Origin of the sequence: Pigmentiphaga sp. (assembly GCF_033795525.1) — a bacterium.
Lineage (GTDB): Bacteria > Pseudomonadota > Gammaproteobacteria > Burkholderiales > Burkholderiaceae_B > Pigmentiphaga.
This window is the reverse complement of sequence record NZ_JARYGM010000032.1, coordinates 1-550: the sequence shown is the minus strand read 5'-3', so window position 1 is coordinate 550 and position 550 is coordinate 1. Positions and strand designations below refer to the sequence as shown.

Genomic DNA, 550 nt, shown 5'->3' with positions numbered 1-550 from the left:
AGGAGAACGAGGGTGCGACGCCCCAGCGGTCGGTTTCGACGTGATCGCGGCCCGGGATGTCGCCGCCCTGCTTCATCAAAATCAGGCGGAAGGCCGAACTTTCCCCCAAGGCCCAGTTGCCGTCGCCCGTCAGCCGCCAGTTGTCGTCGGTGCCCACACCGACCGTGCCTTCCGCGAAATTCTCGAGCTTGGGGCTCTTGCTGACCAGGTTGATGCTGCCGCCGGTCGAACCGCGGCCTGAATAGGCGGAGCTCGGCCCCTTCAGGATTTCGACCGACTCCAGGTTGAAGGTTTCGTGCGAGAAGCGGCCCAGGTCGCGCATACCGTCGACCATCATGTCGGTGCTGGCCTCGTAGCCGCGCACGAATGGCCGGTCGCCAGTGGGTGTGCCGCCTTCGCCTGCGCCGAAAGTGATGCCCGGCGCGGTGCGCAGCACGTCCATCAGTGACGTGGCCGCGCGATCGCGCATCAGTTGTTCCGTGATCACCGTGACCGAACGCGGCGTGTCCAGCAGCGGCGCCGTCATTTTCGGGGAGGAAGCGATGTTGGC

1 protein-coding gene is annotated in these 550 nt (G+C 65.8%); it reads right to left on the bottom strand.

The window, feature by feature from the left end:
* A partial coding sequence (locus QHC78_RS21085) for a TonB-dependent receptor (protein WP_413816508.1) occupies nt 1–550 on the bottom strand: 550 nt, incomplete at both ends.